This is a genomic window from Nonomuraea sp. NPDC005650 (assembly GCF_040605375.1).
Classification (GTDB): Bacteria; Actinomycetota; Actinomycetes; order Streptosporangiales; family Streptosporangiaceae; genus Nonomuraea.
Map to the genome: position 1 here is coordinate 61,484 of NZ_JBEXCR010000001.1, position 16,921 is coordinate 78,404.

Below are 16,921 nucleotides of genomic sequence, written 5' to 3' on the forward strand. Positions count from 1 at the left end.
GCGTTCGTCGCGTTCGTCCCCCGTGCGTGCGTGCGGCGGCCCGCCACCGGGGAGGACCCGAGGCAAGCCGTCCACGACCGCACCGAGGAGCCGCCCACCATGCCACCGCACACGTGGAGGGGCCCGTGAGGAGGGGCGGGCTGCGGTGGATCGCCGACGGGCTCTTCCCGAGCGGCGCCAACCCGCACGGCGTCCTGCCCGCCCTGCTGATCCTCCTGGCCCTCGTCACCGGCCTCGTGGACGCCGTCAGCTTCCTCGGCCTGGGCCGCGTCTTCGTCGCCAACATGACCGGCAACATCGTCTTCCTCGGCTTCGCCCTGGCAGGGGACCCGCAAATGTCCAAATGGGCCTCGCCGGTGGCCCTGGCCGCCTTCGGAGCCGGCGCCTGGAGCGCCGGCCGGGTGATCAAGCGGGCCACGAACCCGCGACGCGCCTTCGCCGCCGCCACCGCCGTGCACGCGCTCCTCGTCGCCGCCGCCCTCGTCGTCGCCCTCGTCGCCGGACCCCACACCGCCGGGCCGCAGGCGGCCCCCATCGCCACCGGGCCGCAGGCGGCCCTCATCACGCTGCTCGGCTACGGCATGGGCCTGCAGAACGCCTCCGTGCGCGCGCTCGGCGTACCCGACCTGGTCACCAACGTCCTCACCACGACCCTCACGGGCCTGGCCACCGACACGCCGGGACGGGCCGCCCTGCGCCGGGCCGCCTCCGTGGCGGCGATGTTCCTCGGCGCGCTGGCCGGCGCCGTCCTCCTCCTCACCACCGGCCCCGCACCCGCGCTGGCGGCCGCCCTGGCCCTGCTCGTCGCCGTCACCCTCATGTCCCGCAGGACTCACTAGCCTCAGCTGAGGAAAAACTCCGCCAGCGCCCGCGCCACCCCTGCCGGATCGTTCTCCATCGGGATGTGCCCCGCCCCCGGGACCCGCACCAGCGTCGTGTTCGGCACCTCCGCGGCGAATCGCTCGGCGTGCCGGACCTCCTGGAACGTGTCGTCCTCCCCCCACACCAGCAGCTTCGGCGTCTCATCCGCCTTGAGCGCGGGCATCAGGTCCAGCGTGTAACGGCCGTCGGCCGCCCCCGCCAGCGCCATCCACGACCGGCCCACCCGCGGGTCGTTCCACGGATCCAGGTAGTCCGCCAGCTCCGCCTCGCCCGCGGGCCGGCCCAGCGCGACTGTGACGGCCTTGCGGCGGGCGTCCAGCAGCTCCTCCACGGTCGTCGCCGCCACCACGGCCGGATCCCGGTAACGGGCCACACCGGGCACCGGCCAGGAGTCGTACGTGACCGAGTTGACCAGCGCCAGCCGCCGCACCTCCCCCTCGACCAGCAGGTGCTGGGCGACCGCGCCGCCGATGTCGTGCCCCGCCACCGACAGCGGCTCCCCCGCCCCCACCGCCGCCGCGAACCGGCGCACCCACGCCGCCAGCGCCGGAACCGCCGCCGTCTCCGCCGTCAGCTCCCCGCCAGAACGGCCCAGCCCCGGCAGATCCACCGCCACCGGGCGCAGCCCCGCCGCCGCCAGCCCGTCGATCACCGGCGCCCAGACCCGGCTCCAGTACGTCCCGTGCAACAGCAACACCACCGGGCCCCGCTCGCCCGCCGTCAGATAACTGGCCACAAGGCCATCGACGTCAACCGTCATTCGCTCGACCATGGACATAACCATCGGGTTCTGGAAGCCCCTTGGTCAAATACCAATTAAGGTATGCCGGTATGACATTGGCGCAGCTCAGAGTGCTGGTCGCGGTCGCCGAACACGGCGGCTTCACCACCGCCGCCGACCACACCGGCATGTCCCAGCCCGCGGTCAGCCGCGCCGTCGCCGCCCTCGAACGCGAGCTCGGCGCCACCCTGTTCGTCCGCCACCGCGACGGCATCGCCCTCACCGAGGCCGGCCGGCGAGCCGTGGCCCGCGCCCGCGAGGCCCTGCGCCACCTCGACCTCATCCGCGCCGACGTCGCCGCCGCCAACGGCCAGATCACCGGCGAACTCCGCCTGGCCAGCCTCCCCAGCGCCACCGGCACGCTCGTCGCCAAGCTGCTGCGCGCGTTCACCGACCGCTACCCGCAGGTCCGCGTACGCCTCTTCGAGGGCGTGGACGACGACATCCGCGAATGGCTGCACCGCGGCGCCGCCGAGGTCGGCGTCGTCACCCTCCCCGCCCCCGGCCTGCACACCGTCCACCTGAGCACCCACGACATGGTCGCCGTGCTGCCCGCCGACCACCCCCTGACCGCCCGCCCGGCCATCACCCTCGCCGACCTGGCGGGCCGGCCGTTCATCCTGACCACCGCCGGCTGCCGCCCCCTGATCATGGGCGCGGCACTGACGGCCCAGGTACAGCTGGACATCGCCTTCGAGGCCGGCGGCCCATCCGCCATCCTGGAGATGGTGGCAGCGGGGCTCGGCGTCAGCATCGTCCCCGCCCTCGGCCTCCCCGCCGACCTGGGCACCGTCGTCACCCGCCCCCTGGAGCCGAAGATGACCCGCTCACTGGCCCTGGCCGTCCCATCGGCGGATGATTGTGCCCCGACGGCGCGAGCCTTCCTCGACCAGCTGGGCGCCTTTACAATGTAGATTCCGAACTGGCCGAGTTGAATTTCCGGCGGACGTGTCGATCCCGCCCATCGCCGTTCGACGCGTTCGACGAGAGCCCGAACGAGACGAAAGAGAGACACCACCCATGAAGTTCATGATCGTCGGCAAGGCCAACGCGGAGACCGAGGCCGGGGCGCTGCCCAGCCAGGAGCTCGTGGACAACATGCACGCCTACAACGAGGCGCTGACCAAGGCAGGCGTGCTGCTGGCGGCCGAAGGGCTCTACCCGAGCTCGCAGGGCGCCCAGATCGCCTACACCGGCGGCAAGGCGACCGTGATCGACGGCCCCTTCGCGGAGGCCAAGGAGCTCATCGCCGGCTTCTGGCTGATCCAGGTGAAGTCCCGGGAGGAGGCGATCGAGTGGGCACTGCGCGTACCGGTCCCGCCGGGGCACGAGGGGATCGGGCTGGACGTCTGGCGGGTGTTCGACGCTTCGGACGTACCGGACGACTCGCTGCCGGCGGACGAGCGGGAACGCGAACACGCACTACGCGACCGCCTCGGCGCCGACACCACCCCCAACACCTGACCCACCCGGGGCCCGCCTGCCCGCGACGCCAGGCACGCACCTTCCCGCTCACCTCCTCACCAGTCCCACCCCCACTCCTGGCTTCGCCCTTACCACCGCCCTCCCCCGTACCCGACCGGCGCACATCGCACGACGCAACCGGGCAGTGGGCAGAGCACTAACCCGAGCGGCCAAACCACCAGCCATCGATCGCCCAGGTCGACACAGCGAGCCGAGCAACCGAGCCGAGCTTCCGAGTGGAGCAGCCGAGCCGAGAGGACCGCGGCTTGCCATCGGCGGCATGATGCTGCTCTCATGGGCCGGTGACGGCTTCCGACACCGGCGACCAGGTCCGAGCCCAATCCCGCACCCCCGCCCAGGCTCCAGCCGACTCCCAGGACAGCACCCAGCCCCAGCCTCAACCCCAACCCCCCACACCTACTCGCCCTCGCAGCAGGACTGAGACCCACCGGGCCATCGGGGCCATCGGGGCCATCGAGGCGGTGTGGCGGATCGAGGCGGCCCGGCTCATCGCCGGGCTCGCCCGGCTGGTGCGCGACGTCGGCCTGGCCGAGGAGCTGGCCCAGGACGCGCTGGTGGCCGCCCTGGAGCAGTGGCCGGAGTCCGGCGTGCCCCGCAACCCCGGCGCCTGGCTGATGACCGTGTCGAAGCGCCGCGCCATCGACCTGATCCGCAGAAACGAACGCCTCGAACGGAACCTCATCGAGCTCGGGCACCGGCTCGACGCCGAGGAGGACCCGCCCGAGGTGGACGAGATCGAGGACGACCTGCTGCGGCTGGTGTTCACGGCCTGCCACCCAGCGCTCTCCATGGAGGCGCGGGTGGCCCTCACGCTCCGCGTGCTCGGCGGCCTGACCACCGACGAGATCGCCCGCGCGTTCCTGGTCCCGGAGTCCACGGTCGCGCAGCGGATCGTCCGCGCCAAGCGAACCCTGGCCGACAAGAAGATCCCTTTCGAGGTCCCCCAGGCCACCGAGCTGTCGGTGCGCCTCGAATCGGTCCTGGAGGTCATCTACCTGATTTTCAACGAGGGCTATTCGGCGACGGCCGGCGACGACTGGATGCGTCCGGCCCTGTGCGAGGACGCCCTCCGGCTGGGCCGGGTCCTGGCGGGCCTGATGCCCAAGGAGCCGGAGGTCCACGGCCTGGTCTCCCTCATGGAGATCCAGGCCTCCCGATCGGCGGCCCGCGTGGGCCCGTCGGGCGAGCCGATCCTCCTCCTCGACCAGAACCGCGCCCGCTGGGACCGGCTCCTCATCCACCGCGGCCTCACCGCCCTGGACCAGGCCGAGAAGCTGAGGGACGGCGAACTCGGCCCGTACACCCTCCAGGCCGCCATCGCCGCCTGCCACGCGCGAGCCCTCAACCCGGAGGACACCGACTGGGTACGCATAGCGAGCCTGTACGAAGCGCTCGCCAAGCTGTCCCGCTCCCCCATCGTCGAACTCAACCGGGCCGTCGCCCTCTCCATGGCCTACGGCCCCGCCGTCGGCCTCCAACTCCTGGACCAGATCGTCGACGAGCCATCCCTCAAGGACTACCACCTGCTGCCGAGCGTACGAGGAGACCTGCTCTTCAAGCTGGGCCGCCGCGATGAGGCCCGCGCCGAGTTCGAGCGGGCAGCACAAATGACCCGCAACACCCGCGAACGCGCCCTCCTCCAGGAACGCGCCACCACCTGCCACCCATAGGGCAACAAGCCCCACCACCCTCACTCAGGGGAGCCCCCGGGATGCAGGCCGCCACAGGACCCTGCCCGCGAAAACGGGACGGATCAGCAAGAGACGATCTACAGGTCGCCCCGGCGTCGGCAGGACAGCGTCAGGACGAGGTGACCACCAGGCGCCCACCCACGAAATGCATTCCCGACACGTATCGCGTTCGGCGTGTGACAATGAGTCCCATGCCGTTGGCCGTCACGCCTTCCCACGCATGCCACGCCGGATGCGCGACGCCCTCTTGAGGAGATCATGACGACCACGCACTGGCCCGTCTTCAGCCCCTTCGCCCGCCAGCACTTCGGCCGCGGCCTCGAAGAAGGCCGCACCAAAGGCATAGCGGAGGGCAAAGTCGAGGGCAAGGCCGAGGGCAAAGCCGAAGGCATGGCCGAGGGCAAGGCTGAAGGCAAGGCCGAGGAGGCGGCCCGGATAGTCCTCCTGCTGCTGACCAACCGCGGCCTTGACGTCCCAGACGACACACGGGCACAGATCACCGCCACCACCGATCTCACCCAACTCGAGACCTGGGTCACCCGGGCGGCAACCGCCCACACCCTCCGGGACCTGTTCAGCGACACCGACGAGCAGCTCCGCCCGAACTAGGCAGCTCAAGCGCAGAGGGCCTTCCGGGGGGCGAGCCCCCCGGAAGGCGGCGCGGCCGAAGGGCCATCGTGCGCGGCGGCGCCCGTTGCGGAGAGTCGCGGTGTTCGCCCCCCCGAACCGCCGGAGGCCCCGCCGCTTCCGAACGGGCTTCTCACTGGTGGTGTGACCGGGAGAAAGCGTGGTGGGTGCGGGTGACATGCCCTTGATGCGACACAAAAGATGCCTCTTGAGGTGGGAGCGCTCCCAAGACGTCCTTTGCGAGGTATAACGCGAAAAATCCCGTTCCACGGTGACAAACCGCCCCATTGGTAACGGTTGCGTTTCGGTGGATTGACGTGCAGACCACGCAAGTGCACCCTTTGTGGGAGCGCTCCCAAAGACTCCCACCGCGGCGGAGCGCGTGCCGCGGTGCACTCCCCCAACATTCACCCGAGAAGGGGTCCACCATGATGATCAGCAAGCGTCGCGGCGGTCTGGCCGCGGCCTCTGCCCTGGCCGCGGCGGCGCTGGCCGTCGCGTCCTGCAGTTCCGGCGGCGGCACCGGTACGGGGTCCAGCAGCGCTCCCGCCTCCTCGGCGGCGGCCGAGCCGGTCACCATCCGTGTTCAGACTTTCGGCGGCGGCACCAACTTCGGCTACAAGAACGCCATCACGAAGTGGAACGCCGAGCACAAGGACATCCAGATCAAGGAAGAGCACCTGACCGACCAGTTCGAGCAGCAGTACTGGCCGCAGATGATCCAGTGGCTACAGGCCGGCAACGGCGCGGGCGACGTGGTCGGCATCGACGAGGGCGGCATGGGCCTGGCCAAGGCGCACCCCGAATGGTGGGCCGACCTCAAGGAGTACGGCCTGGAGTCCCGCAAGGCGGACTTCCCGGCGTGGAAGTGGGAGAACGGAGTCACGGCCAGCGGCCAGTTGTTCGGCCTGGGCACCGACATCGGCGGCATGAGCATCTGCTACCGCACGGACCTGTTCAAGAAGGCCGGCCTGCCGACCGAGCGGGACAAGGTGAGCGCTCTCTGGCCGACCTGGGACGAGTTCATGAACGTCGCCAAGACGTTCCAGTCGAAGGTCAAGGGCACCAAGTTCGCCGACGGCACGAACACGCTCTACCAGGTCGTCCTCTACCAGGAGGCGGCCAAGAACGGCAACGTGACGTACTTCGACAAGGACAACAACCTCATCGTCGACAAGAACCCGGCGGTGAAGGCGGGCTTCGACTTCGCCACGAAGATGAGCCAGCAGGGGCTGACCGCCAAGCTGCGCAACTTCACCGACGAGTGGGCGGCGGGCACCCAGAAGGGCGCGTTCGCCACGGTCGGCTGCCCGTCCTGGATGCTGGGCGTGGTCAGCGGCAACGCCGGCGACGGCGGCAAGGGCAAGTGGGACGTGGCCGGCGTGCCGGGCGGCGGCGGCAACTGGGGCGGCTCGTGGCTGGCCGTGCCCAAGCAGTCGAAGCACCCGAAGGAAGCCGCGATGGTCGCCGACTACCTGACCAACGCGCAGACCGAGGCGAGCATCTTCACCGACTTCGGCAACATGCCGAGCAACACCAAGGCCCAGCAGGACCCGGCCGTGCAGGGCGCGAAGAACGAGTTCTTCAACGACGCCCCCATCGGTGACATCTTCGCCAAGTCCGCGTCGAGCCTGCAGCCGGTCTTCCTCGGCGTGAAGCACGCCCAGGTCAAGAACGCCATCGAGTCCGTCATCCAGGGCATGGACGACGGCTCCGTCCCGTACGACAAGGCCTGGCAGCAGCTGGTCGACGACGCGGTGAAGGCCGCGGGCTAGTCTCCCCGCCCGGCCCGCGAGCAGCGGGCCGGGCGTGTTGCCGTCGACAAGCTGCCGAAAGGTTCCGCTATGAGCATCGACACCCTTCCGCGGGCGGCGCGGAACAACCATCACCGCGCCCGCCCGCCCGGCCAGCGCTGGCGTTCGCGATTCGACGTCAAGGCCATGCCGTACGCCCTGGTGTCCCCGTATTTCCTGCTGTTCGCCGCCTTCGGGCTGTTCCCGTTGGCCTTCACCCTGTACTACTCGCTCTACGACTACGACCTGGCCGGGACCGTGGAGTGGACCGGGCTGGGCAACTACACCGCCCTGCTCGGGGACGAGGACTTCTGGAACGCCGTGGTCAACACGGTGGCCATGTTCGTCATCGCCACCGTCCCCCAGATGATCCTCGCGCTGCTCCTGGCCAACGCGCTGAACAAGCGCCTGAAGCTGCGCCTGGCCATCCGCATGAGCGTGCTGCTGCCGCTGGTCACGTCGGTGGTCGCGGTCGCGGTGGTGTTCACGCAGCTCTACGCCCGCGACTGGGGCCTGGTCAACTGGGTCCTGAGCGCGTTCGGCGTGGACAACACGAACTGGCGGGCCGAGCGCATCCCGTCGTGGATCGCCATCGCCACCATGGTCGACTGGCGCTGGACCGGCTACAACGCGATCATCTTCCTGGCCGGCATGCAGACGATCCCCCGGGACCTCTACGAGGCCGCCGCGATCGACGGCGCGTCGCGGCGCAGGCAGTTCTGGCAGATCACGCTGCCGATGCTGCGCCCGACGATGATCTTCGTGGTGCTCAACTCCACGATCGGCGGCCTGACGCTGTTCTCCGAGCCGACCACGTTCTACAACGGCAACGTCGACGGCGGCTCGCAGGGACAGTTCCAGACGGTGGCCATGTTCATCGTCAAGCAGGGCTTCCGCGAGTTCGACTACGGCTACGCCGCGGCGGCCGCGTGGCTGCTGTTCCTGCTCATCCTCATAGGAGCGGCGATCAACTTCCTGTTCGTGCGCCGGATCGGGGGCACGAAATGAACAACTTCTCCCCCACCCTCGCCACCAGGCTCATGCTGGCCCTGGCCGTCCTGCTGTCGGCGTTCCCGCTGTACTGGATGCTCGTCATCGCCTCCCGTACGAACGCCGACGCGGTGACGGTGCCGCCCCCGTTCCTGCCGGGCGGGAACCTGGGCGACAACATCGTCGCGGTGCTCAACAACGAGGACGCCAAGTTCCTGCTGGGCCTGACGAACTCGTTCATCGTGTCGAGCATCGTCACCATCTCCGTGGTGATCATCTCCACGCTGGCCGGCTTCGCGTTCGCGAACCTGAGCTTCAAGGGCAGGAACCTGCTGCTGGTGCTCGTGCTGCTGACGATGGCGGTGCCGTTGCAGCAGATGGGCGTGGTGCCCCTCTACCGGCTCATGGTGAGCCTGGAGTGGACCGGCACGCTCAAGGCCGTCATCCTGCCGTACCTGCTCAACGGGTTCGGCGTGTTCCTGATGACGCAGTACACCCGCCAGGCCGTGCCGATGGAGCTGGTCGAGGCCGCCCGGGTCGACGGCGCCGCCACGCTGCGGATCTGGTGGAACGTCGTCCTGCCCGCCGTGCGCCCCGGCATGGCGGTGCTCGGCATCAACACGTTCATGCTCATGTGGAACGACTTCATGTGGCCGCTGATCGTGCTGACCCCGGACAACCCGACCGTGCAGATCGCGATCACGTCGCTCAACGCCAGGTTCTCCACGAACTACACGTTGATCTTCGCGGGAACGGCTCTGTCCATCATTCCGCTCATCGCAGTATTCGTCGCTTTCGGCCGCCAGATCGTGGGCGGCCTCATGGAAGGTGCGGTCAAGGCGTGACGACACAAGAGGAACAGACGCGTGCCGGGCTGCGCTTCCCTGCGGGCTTCGCGTGGGGCTCGGCGACCTCGGCGTACCAGATCGAGGGCGCGGTCGACGAGGACGGGCGCGGCGTCTCCATCTGGGACACCTTCACCAGGACGCCCGGTCGGATTCTCAACGGCCACAACGCGGACGTGGCCATCGACCACTACCACCGGTACCGGGAAGACGTCAGGATCATGGCGGAGCTGGGCCTGTCGGCCTACCGCTTCTCGGTCTCCTGGCCCCGCATCCAGCCCGCCGGCTCCGGCCCGATCAACCAGAAGGGCCTGGACTTCTACCGGCGGCTCGCCGACGAGCTCCGCCGGCACGGCATCGACCCCTGGCTCACCCTCTACCACTGGGACCTGCCCCAGGAGCTGGAGGACAAGGGCGGCTGGCCCAACCGCGACACGGCCTACCGGTTCGCCGACTACGCCGCGGCCGTGCACGACGAGCTGAAGGACTACATCCACACCTTCAGCACCGTCAACGAGCCATGGTGCGCCGCGTTCCTCGGCTATGCCTCGGGCGAGCACGCCCCCGGCAGGCGTGAGCCGCAGAACGCGATCAGGGGCGCGCATCACCTCAACCTGGCGCACGGGCTGTCCGTCCAGGCGATGAACGCCCGGCGGGTCGGCGGCTGCGTGAACCTGTACGCGGTCACCCCCGCCACCGACAGCGCGGAGGACCTGGAGGCGGCGCGGCGCATCGACGGCCTGCAGAACAGGTTCTTCCTGGACGCGATGCTGACCGGCCGCTATCCGGAGGACGTGCTGGCCGACCTGCCCCTCGAGATCGACTTCATCGAGCCCGGCGACATGAAGACCATCGGCGCCCCCATCGACGTGCTGCTCGTCAACTACTACAGCCGCTTCACGGTCTCGGGAGCACCAGGCGGCAGGCAGTCGGCGGCGGCGGCCCCCACGGACACGGCTTCTCCGTGGGTGGGCAGCGAGCACGTGTCGTTCGTCAGCGGCGGCCACCCGACCACCGCGATGGGCTGGGAGATCGACGAGGGCGGCCTGGTCGAGGTGCTCACGCGGGTCGCGCGGGAGTACCCGCCGATCCCCATGGTGGTCTCCGAGAACGGCGCCGCCTTCGAGGACGTGCTCGAGGACGGCCGGATCCACGACCGGGAGCGGCAGGCGTACGTGGAGGCGCACCTCGGCGCCTGCAAGGAGGCCATCGAGGCCGGCGTGCCCCTGGAGGGGTATTTCGCCTGGTCACTGATGGACAACTTCGAGTGGGCCTGGGGTTACGGCAAGCGGTTCGGCCTGGTACGTGTGGACTTCGAGACCCAGGAGCGGCTGGTCAAGGACAGCGCGCTCTGGTACTCGGAGATCATCCGGCAGAATAGGCGCCATGAACCGACCGACTCTTGAGGCAGTCGCAGCTCGGGCCGGTGTGGGCCGGGGCACGGTGTCGAGAGTCATCAATGGCTCGCCGAACGTCAGCGCCAGGGCCCGCGAGGCCGTGGAGCTGGCCATCCGCGAGCTGGGCTACGTGCCCAACCGTGCGGCGCGCGCCCTGGTGACGCGCCGCACGGACGCGGTGGCCCTGGTGGTGTCCGAGTCGCAGCTGCGGGTGTTCGACGACCCGTTCTTCGCGGGCACCATCCGCGGCATCGGCTCGGCGCTGTCGGAGACCGGGCTGCAGCTCATCCTGGCGATGGCCCGCACCGAAGAGGAATACGACCGGCTGGAGCACTACCTGACCGGGCAGCACGTCGACGGCGTGCTGCTGCTGTCGCTGCACGGCGCCGACCCGCTGCCGGGGCGGCTCGAGGAGATGGGCGTGCCGACCGTGCTCGGCGGCCGGCCCGTCGGGCTCGACCCCTACAGCTACGTCGACATGGACAACAGGGCCGGTGCCCGGCAGGCGGTCAAACACCTGCTGGGCCTCGGCCGCACCCGCATCGCCACCATCGCCGGTCACCAGGACATGGGCGTGGGCGTCGACCGTCTGGCCGGCTATCGCGACGCGCTGTTGCCCGCCGGGCTGCCGGAGCTGGTGGTCTACGGCGACTTCTCGGAGGAGAGCGGCTCGGCGGCGATGACCGAGCTGCTGGCCGGCCACCCCGATCTCGACGCGGTCTTCGCCGCGTCCGACCCGATGGCCCTGGGCGCGATGCGCGTGCTCAAGGCCGCGGGGCGGGCGATCCCGGAGGACGTGGCGGTGATCGGGTTCGACGACTCCAAGGCCGCGCTGCACGCCGACCCGCCGCTGACCACCGTCCACCAGCCGACCGAGCAGATGGGCCGGCAGATGGCGCAGCTGCTGGTGGCCCGCATCAACGGCGAGGAGCTGCGCCAGCCCGTCGTGATCCTCGACACCCACCTCGTACGCCGGCAGTCAGCCTGAAAGGCCCCCGTGGACAGTAGAACAAAGCGCCGCTTAACCGAGCCCGAGCTCGACGCCCTGGCCCGCCGGGCGCTGGGCACGGGGGTCGTGGCCGTCACCGAGCTGACCGACGGCTACGCCAACGCCGTCTGGCGGCTGAAACTGGAGGACGGGCGCGAGGTGGTGCTCAAGCTGTCCCCGCCGCCCGACCTCGACCAGCTCAGCTACGAGCGCAACCTGCTGCGCATGGAGGCCGACGCGTACGAACTGGTGGCCCAGGCGGGGGTGCCGGTGGCGACGCTGCTGCGCGCCGAGTTCGACGACCCGGTGCTGGGCGGCGACTACCTCCTGCTCGGCGCGCTCGACGGGGTCTCGTGGAACGACGTCAAGCCCGAGGGCGAGGAGGCGCTGCGGCGGGAGCTCGGCCGCCATCTGGCCAGGTTCAACGCGGTGCGCGGCGAGGTCTTCGGCTACCCCCACGCCGGGATCGTCGGCGCCACCTGGCGTCAGGCGTTCCTGGCGATGGTGGGGGCGCTGCTCGGCGACACCGAGCGCTACCCGACGCGGCTGCCGCGCACCCCCGCGGAGATCATGGCGGTGATCGAGGCGGCCTCGCCGGTGCTGGACGAGGTGACGACGCCGCGGCTCGTGCACTTCGACATCTGGCAGGGCAACGTCTTCCTCGACCTCAGCGGCCCGCCCCGGATCCAGGCCATCATCGACCACGAACGCGCCTTCTGGGGCGACCCGCTCGCCGAGTTCGTCACGCCGACGATCTTCGGCGAGCTGACGGAGGACGACCCGCTGCTGGCGGGCTACCGCGAGGTGACGCCGCTTGAGCTCACCCCGGCGGCGCGCACCCGGATCGACCTCTACCGCGCCTACCTCTACCTGATCCTGCTGGTGGAGAACGGACCCCGGCAATACCCGGAGGACGAGTACGCCAGGCTCCGCGACGCCTCGTTCGGCTCACTTACCGCGGTGCTCGACCGCCTCGTAGGCCCCTCCTCTGGAGGCCTCGGCTAGCCGGACGCACGCCCTCACGCCCTTGTTGGGCACGCCGAGATCGACGGGTTTGTCGCCGGTGCACACCAGCGCGCCGCTGATCGTGGTGCCCGACAGGATCGGCGCCGTGTTGCCGGTCAGCAGGACGGCGCCGCGCAGGTCGGCGCCCACGATGGTCAGCGCCTTGGCGCCGCTGACGTTGAGCGCGCCGGTGAGGGACGCCTTGAGCACGTGCACGGCGGCCGGCTGCGCGGCGGTGACCGTGCCGGCGATCCGGCCGCCCTTGATCACCAGCGAGGCCCCGGGCTTCACCGTGATGGGCCCGCTGACCTGGGCGCCGTCGAGGCAGGTGACGCCGTCGGCGACGAGGAGGGGGCCCTGGTACGCGCCGGTGACCGTGCGGGTGCAGGCGGGCGGCGGGGCGATCGTGGTGACGGTGAAGCTCTTCGGCGTGCCCTGGTTGCCCGCGGCGTCGATCGAGCGGTACTCGATCGTGTGCCGGCCGCGCGGCAGCTTCCCGTACACGAGGGAGTCGATGACCGTGCCGTCCTCGCTGAACGTCCACGGCAGCTCCGAGGAGGTCGGCCAGCCGAAGTAGTTGAACCAGCCGTCGCCGTCCACCCTGGACTCCGAGACCACGTAACCTGCGCGGTCGTCCTCACCCGTCAGCCGCATGGAGAAGGGGCCGTTGTAGACGTAGGCGTCGCCGGACGCGGCGAGCGGTTCGGACAGCTCGTAGCGGGTGACGGGCTGGTTCGCGTCGATCTGCCAGTTGAGGGTCTGGCCCCCGATGGCCGCGGTGAGGGTGTGCGGGCCCGGCTTCAGGTCCAGCCTGCCCAGGTCGAGCTCGGTGCCGGTGGCCGCCGGGCGGCCGTCCACGGTCCACGTCACCTGGGGTGCGGCCGTGGCCGGGTGGGTGGTCTCCACGTAGACGACGTCGGCGCGGCCCAGCGGCCGCTCGGTGGGCGTGGAGGAGACGAACGCGGCCTCGACGCCGTCCGGCGGGGTGGTCAGCGACGTGTCCACCGTCCAGGCGCGGGACTTGGTGACGGCCGCCCTGATCGCCGGGTCCCTGACGAACTCGGTCGGGTCCGAGACGGTGGCCGTGACGGTGTGCGTTCCCGGGGTGAGGCCGAGCGTGCGCAGGTCCAGGACGTCCTCGTGGCTCGCGAGGTCCTTGCCGTCCACGTTCCAGGTGGTCGTCAGCGAGTGGCCGACGGGGCGCATCGGCTCGACCCACAGCACCCGGTCGGCGCCGACGGGCTGCTGGTTGGGCGCGGCGTCCTGGATGACCATGGTCTTGGCGGTAATGCGCTGGACCATGACCTCGCGGCTGACCTGGTCGTAGTAGTAGCCGAGGGTCTTCATCATCGAGTGCCGGCTGGGGCGCCAGACGCCGCTCGTGTAGTACAGGCCGCCCTCGTAGCGGCCGATGGGGCCGCCCGACTCGCTGGGCTCGCCCAGCCAGCGCCACCATTTCTTCTGCTGGTCCTTCAGCTGCTGCTCGGTCAGCAGCGAGTGGTGGGCGCTGGACGGCTCGGGGCCGGTGTAGGCGCCGCCGGGGACGCCGCGCTGGTAGTAGTCGTACTCGTCCTGCAGGCCGCCCAGGGAGTGGCCCAGCTCGTGCGGGCTGATCAGGGCGGACATGCTGTTGCTGCCCGAGGCGGTGGCGTACGAGCCGCCCGCGCCGCCGTACGTGCCGCTGTTGCCGAGCGCGAGGATCTGCCTGTTGCCGGAGGAGGTGCCGGTGACCAGGTCGGCGTAGCGGGTGGCGGCGGTGTTGTCCATGGTGATCAGCCGCTGGACGCTGCCGGGGTTGCAGCGGCCCCAGAATCCCATGCTGAGCGGGGTGGTCTTCTTCGGCGAGTCGAGCCCCGGGTCGCAGCTGATGCCGGACTCTCCGGAGACGATGTCGACGCGGTAGACGTTGATGTAGTTCCGATATGTCTTGAACGGCTCGATCGACCACATCACGTTGAGGTGCCGGTCCACGTCGGCCCGGAACCTGGCCAGCTCCGGCTCCGTGTAGCCGTCTCCCATGATGATCAGGTTGAATCGCCTGGCCGGGGAGCCGGTGACCTGCACGGGCACCACGTTGGCCGCGCCCGCCTCGGCGGCCGCCGCGGGCATGGGTAACACGGGTAACAGTGCGGCGGCCAGCACCAGGGCCGCGAAGATACGCATGCCCTGCACTATCTACGATCAAACGCGTGTGACCAAGTCCCTAACTGCGTGTCAGGCCGTCGGCAGCTCGGCCAGGAGGATCGGCTGGGTCGTCGGTCTCCTGGACCCGGCCGCCGGCTCGACCGTGAGCGCCACGCGGTCGTCCGCCCGGTCCGGCGTGATCAGCAGCGGGGTGGTCAGGTCGCCCCTGGCCCGGTCGAGCATCCCGGCCGGGCGCGGGCCGTCGGGGCCCATCAGCCACAGCTCGTATCCCTTGGACCGGGGCAGTTCGGACAGGCCGGACGAGGCGAACATCATGCGTCCCCTGGAGCGGGAGATCACGACCGTGCCGGTGCCGCCGGAGGTGACGGGCCGGCGTACCGTCTCGGCGTCGGGGGCGGCCAGCACGGCGATCAGCTCGTCGTTCCTGGCGGTCAGGTCGCTCACGTCGCGGCGGGCGTCGAGGGCGACGGCGCCGAGCGCGACCGCGGCCGCCGCGGCGACCGCCGCCAGGCCCGCCGTCAGCCTGGCCCGCCCGCGCCTGAGGGGCACGACCCGGCCGCTCTCGGGAGCCACGGGGATCTCCGGCGTGGTCCCGGACACCACGGGCTCCTCCGGCCTCGTGGTGAACGCGGCGGGCCGCTCGGGCTCGCGCAGGACCCTGAGCGTCGGGGCGTCGTCCGGCACGGGCCTGCGCAGCTCGTGGGCGGCGGCGAGCAGGCGCTGCCGGAGCATCGCGGGCGGCGGCTCGGCCACCGCCTCGGCGAGCCTGGCCGCCGTCTCCCGCAGCCGGCGCACCTCCACCCAGCAGGCCGAGCACGCCAGCAGGTGCTCCTCGAACAGCACCCACTCGGCGTACGGCAGTGCGTGCACGGCGTAGGCGCCCGAGAGGGTGTGGAGTTCGTCCGTCATCATCCACTCCCTTTGTGAGAGGCGGCTCACGCATGTACTTCGGCGGCTCGGGCATGTCGGATGGCCGTGGGGGCTTGCTCTTTTCTCATGGCGTGAGACAATCTCATCGGGTGATGAATTATGAGCTGTGTCATTGCAGGCGGCGGACCGGCCGGCGCGGTGCTGGCCCTGCTGCTGGCCAGATCGGGTGTCGAGGTCACGCTGCTGGAGAAGCACGGTGACTTCCTGCGCGACTTCCGGGGCGACACGATCCATCCGTCCACGCTGCAGGTGCTCGACGAGCTGGGGCTGGCCGAGGAGTTCCTGAAGATCCCCCACTGGAAGGCGTACGGGATCACCATGGTCACCGACCGCGGGGACGTCAGGATGGCGAGCCTGCGCGGGCTGCCCGGCAAGTACGACTACATCGCGTTCGTACCGCAATGGGATTTCCTGAACCTCATCACATCGGCCGCCGCCCGCTACCCGCATTTCCGGCTGCTGATGAACGCGGAGGCGTACGACCTGATCCGCGAGGGCCAGGCCGTGCGCGGGCTGCGCTACCGGGACGAGTCGGGCGAGCACGAGATCAGGGCCGACCTGACCGTCGCCGCCGACGGACGCCACTCGACCCTGCGCGAGCGCGCAGGGCTCGTGCCGGAGGAGCTCGGCGCGCCGATGGACGTGGTGTGGTTCCGGCTGCCCAGGCACCCGTCCGACCGCGACGACACGTTCCTGCGGCTCTCCAGCGGACGCATGATGGTGTCCATCAACAGGCAAAGTTATTGGCAACTCGCGTACGTGATCCCCAAGGGCGGGTTCGACGAGCTGGTGCGTTCCGGGATCGACGCGCTGCGCGAGCCCGTCGTGTCGCTGCTGCCGTGGCTGGCCGACCGGGTCGGGCAGATCGGGAGCTACGACGACGTCAGCGTGCTCACCGTCGTGATCAACCGGCTGCACCGCTGGTACCGGCCCGGGTTCCTGTGCATCGGGGACGCCGCGCACGCCATGTCGCCGGTGTTCGGGGTCGGGATCAACCTGGCCGTCCAGGACGCGGTCGCCACCGCCAACCTGCTGGCCGGCTCGCTCAGGTCCGGCGCGCCGATCCCCGAGTCGGCCCTGCGCCTGGTGCAGAAGCGGCGGATGCCGCCCACGCGGGTCACGCAGGCGGCCCAGCGGGTTTTCCAGAATCTGGTGGTCAAGCGGGCGCTGCGCAGCAGGATCGACCCGTCCGGGCTGCCCCGCGACATGACCGGGATCCCCCTGCTCAACCGGGTGGCCCGGCGTTTCATCGGCCTGGGGGTGCGGCCCGAGCACGTGACCGTAAAGGAAGTTTGACCGCCTCGGAGTCCACAGGGGTATAACTGCATTCTCACAACGTGGACAAGGGGGTCCGTGGGGCCG

General features: G+C 70.3%; 15 protein-coding genes. 12 read left to right on the forward strand and 3 right to left on the reverse strand.

What is annotated here, in order from left to right:
• The first annotated feature begins 125 nt into the window (after positions 1-125).
• Entirely contained in the window at positions 126-839 is a 714-nt protein-coding gene (locus ABZS69_RS00260) for a YoaK family protein (RefSeq protein WP_355363887.1), read from the forward strand.
• Between the two features lie 2 nt (positions 840-841).
• Here the strand turns inward: ABZS69_RS00260 and ABZS69_RS00265 are convergent, their stop codons facing one another.
• A complete protein-coding gene (locus tag ABZS69_RS00265) occupies positions 842-1,642 on the reverse strand; it encodes an alpha/beta hydrolase (RefSeq protein WP_355363890.1) in 801 nt (266 codons plus the stop codon).
• A gap of 71 nt (positions 1,643-1,713) precedes the next feature.
• Between ABZS69_RS00265 and ABZS69_RS00270 the strand changes: the two genes are divergently transcribed.
• The 10 genes from ABZS69_RS00270 to ABZS69_RS00315 all read left to right on the forward strand — a co-directional run bounded on the left by ABZS69_RS00270 (position 1,714) and on the right by ABZS69_RS00315 (position 12,484).
• A complete protein-coding gene (locus tag ABZS69_RS00270; protein WP_355363893.1) occupies positions 1,714-2,577 on the forward strand; it encodes a LysR family transcriptional regulator in 864 nt (287 codons plus the stop codon).
• A 106-nt stretch (positions 2,578-2,683) separates the two neighbouring features.
• Positions 2,684-3,127 (forward strand): YciI family protein, encoded by a 444-nt coding sequence (locus tag ABZS69_RS00275; protein WP_355363896.1) that lies wholly within the window; start codon positions 2,684-2,686, stop codon positions 3,125-3,127.
• Positions 3,128-3,582: 455 nt separating this feature from the next.
• Positions 3,583-4,818, forward strand: coding sequence for an RNA polymerase sigma factor (locus ABZS69_RS00280; protein WP_355365281.1), 1,236 nt, complete (start codon positions 3,583-3,585; stop codon positions 4,816-4,818).
• A 279-nt stretch (positions 4,819-5,097) separates the two neighbouring features.
• Positions 5,098-5,448, forward strand: a complete 351-nt coding sequence (locus ABZS69_RS00285) for a hypothetical protein (protein ID WP_355363899.1) — start codon at positions 5,098-5,100, stop codon at positions 5,446-5,448.
• A gap of 446 nt (positions 5,449-5,894) precedes the next feature.
• Entirely contained in the window at positions 5,895-7,241 is a 1,347-nt protein-coding gene (locus tag ABZS69_RS00290) for an extracellular solute-binding protein (RefSeq protein WP_355363902.1), read from the forward strand.
• Positions 7,242-7,310: 69 nt separating this feature from the next.
• Complete coding sequence (locus ABZS69_RS00295; protein ID WP_355363905.1) at positions 7,311-8,267, forward strand: sugar ABC transporter permease; 957 nt, start codon at positions 7,311-7,313, stop codon at positions 8,265-8,267.
• Positions 8,264-9,094, forward strand: a complete 831-nt coding sequence (locus ABZS69_RS00300; RefSeq protein ID WP_355363908.1) for a carbohydrate ABC transporter permease — start codon at positions 8,264-8,266, stop codon at positions 9,092-9,094. Before ABZS69_RS00295 ends, ABZS69_RS00300 begins: the two co-directional genes overlap by 4 nt.
• On the forward strand, positions 9,091-10,500 hold the full coding sequence (locus ABZS69_RS00305) for a GH1 family beta-glucosidase (protein WP_355363911.1): 1,410 nt from the start codon (positions 9,091-9,093) through the stop codon (positions 10,498-10,500). The genes ABZS69_RS00300 and ABZS69_RS00305 overlap by 4 nt, the downstream gene beginning before the upstream one ends.
• A complete protein-coding gene (locus tag ABZS69_RS00310) occupies positions 10,481-11,479 on the forward strand; it encodes a LacI family DNA-binding transcriptional regulator (protein WP_355363914.1) in 999 nt (332 codons plus the stop codon). The genes ABZS69_RS00305 and ABZS69_RS00310 overlap by 20 nt, the downstream gene beginning before the upstream one ends.
• 9 nt (positions 11,480-11,488) lie before the next feature.
• Complete coding sequence (locus ABZS69_RS00315) at positions 11,489-12,484, forward strand: aminoglycoside phosphotransferase family protein (protein WP_355363917.1); 996 nt, start codon at positions 11,489-11,491, stop codon at positions 12,482-12,484.
• Here ABZS69_RS00315 and ABZS69_RS00320 read toward each other — a convergent pair.
• Positions 12,428-14,647 carry a M64 family metallopeptidase gene (locus ABZS69_RS00320; protein WP_355363920.1) on the reverse strand — a complete coding sequence of 740 codons (2,220 nt, stop codon included), beginning with the start codon at positions 14,645-14,647 and terminating at the stop codon, positions 12,428-12,430. The two genes, ABZS69_RS00315 and ABZS69_RS00320, sit on opposite strands and share 57 nt — an antisense overlap.
• A 51-nt stretch (positions 14,648-14,698) precedes the next feature.
• Positions 14,699-15,541, reverse strand: coding sequence for an anti-sigma factor (locus ABZS69_RS00325; RefSeq protein ID WP_355363923.1), 843 nt, complete (start codon positions 15,539-15,541; stop codon positions 14,699-14,701).
• A 117-nt stretch (positions 15,542-15,658) separates the two neighbouring features.
• Between ABZS69_RS00325 and ABZS69_RS00330 the strand changes: the two genes are divergently transcribed.
• On the forward strand, positions 15,659-16,855 hold the full coding sequence (locus ABZS69_RS00330; RefSeq protein ID WP_355363926.1) for an FAD-dependent oxidoreductase: 1,197 nt from the start codon (positions 15,659-15,661) through the stop codon (positions 16,853-16,855).
• Positions 16,856-16,921 lie beyond the last annotated feature (66 nt).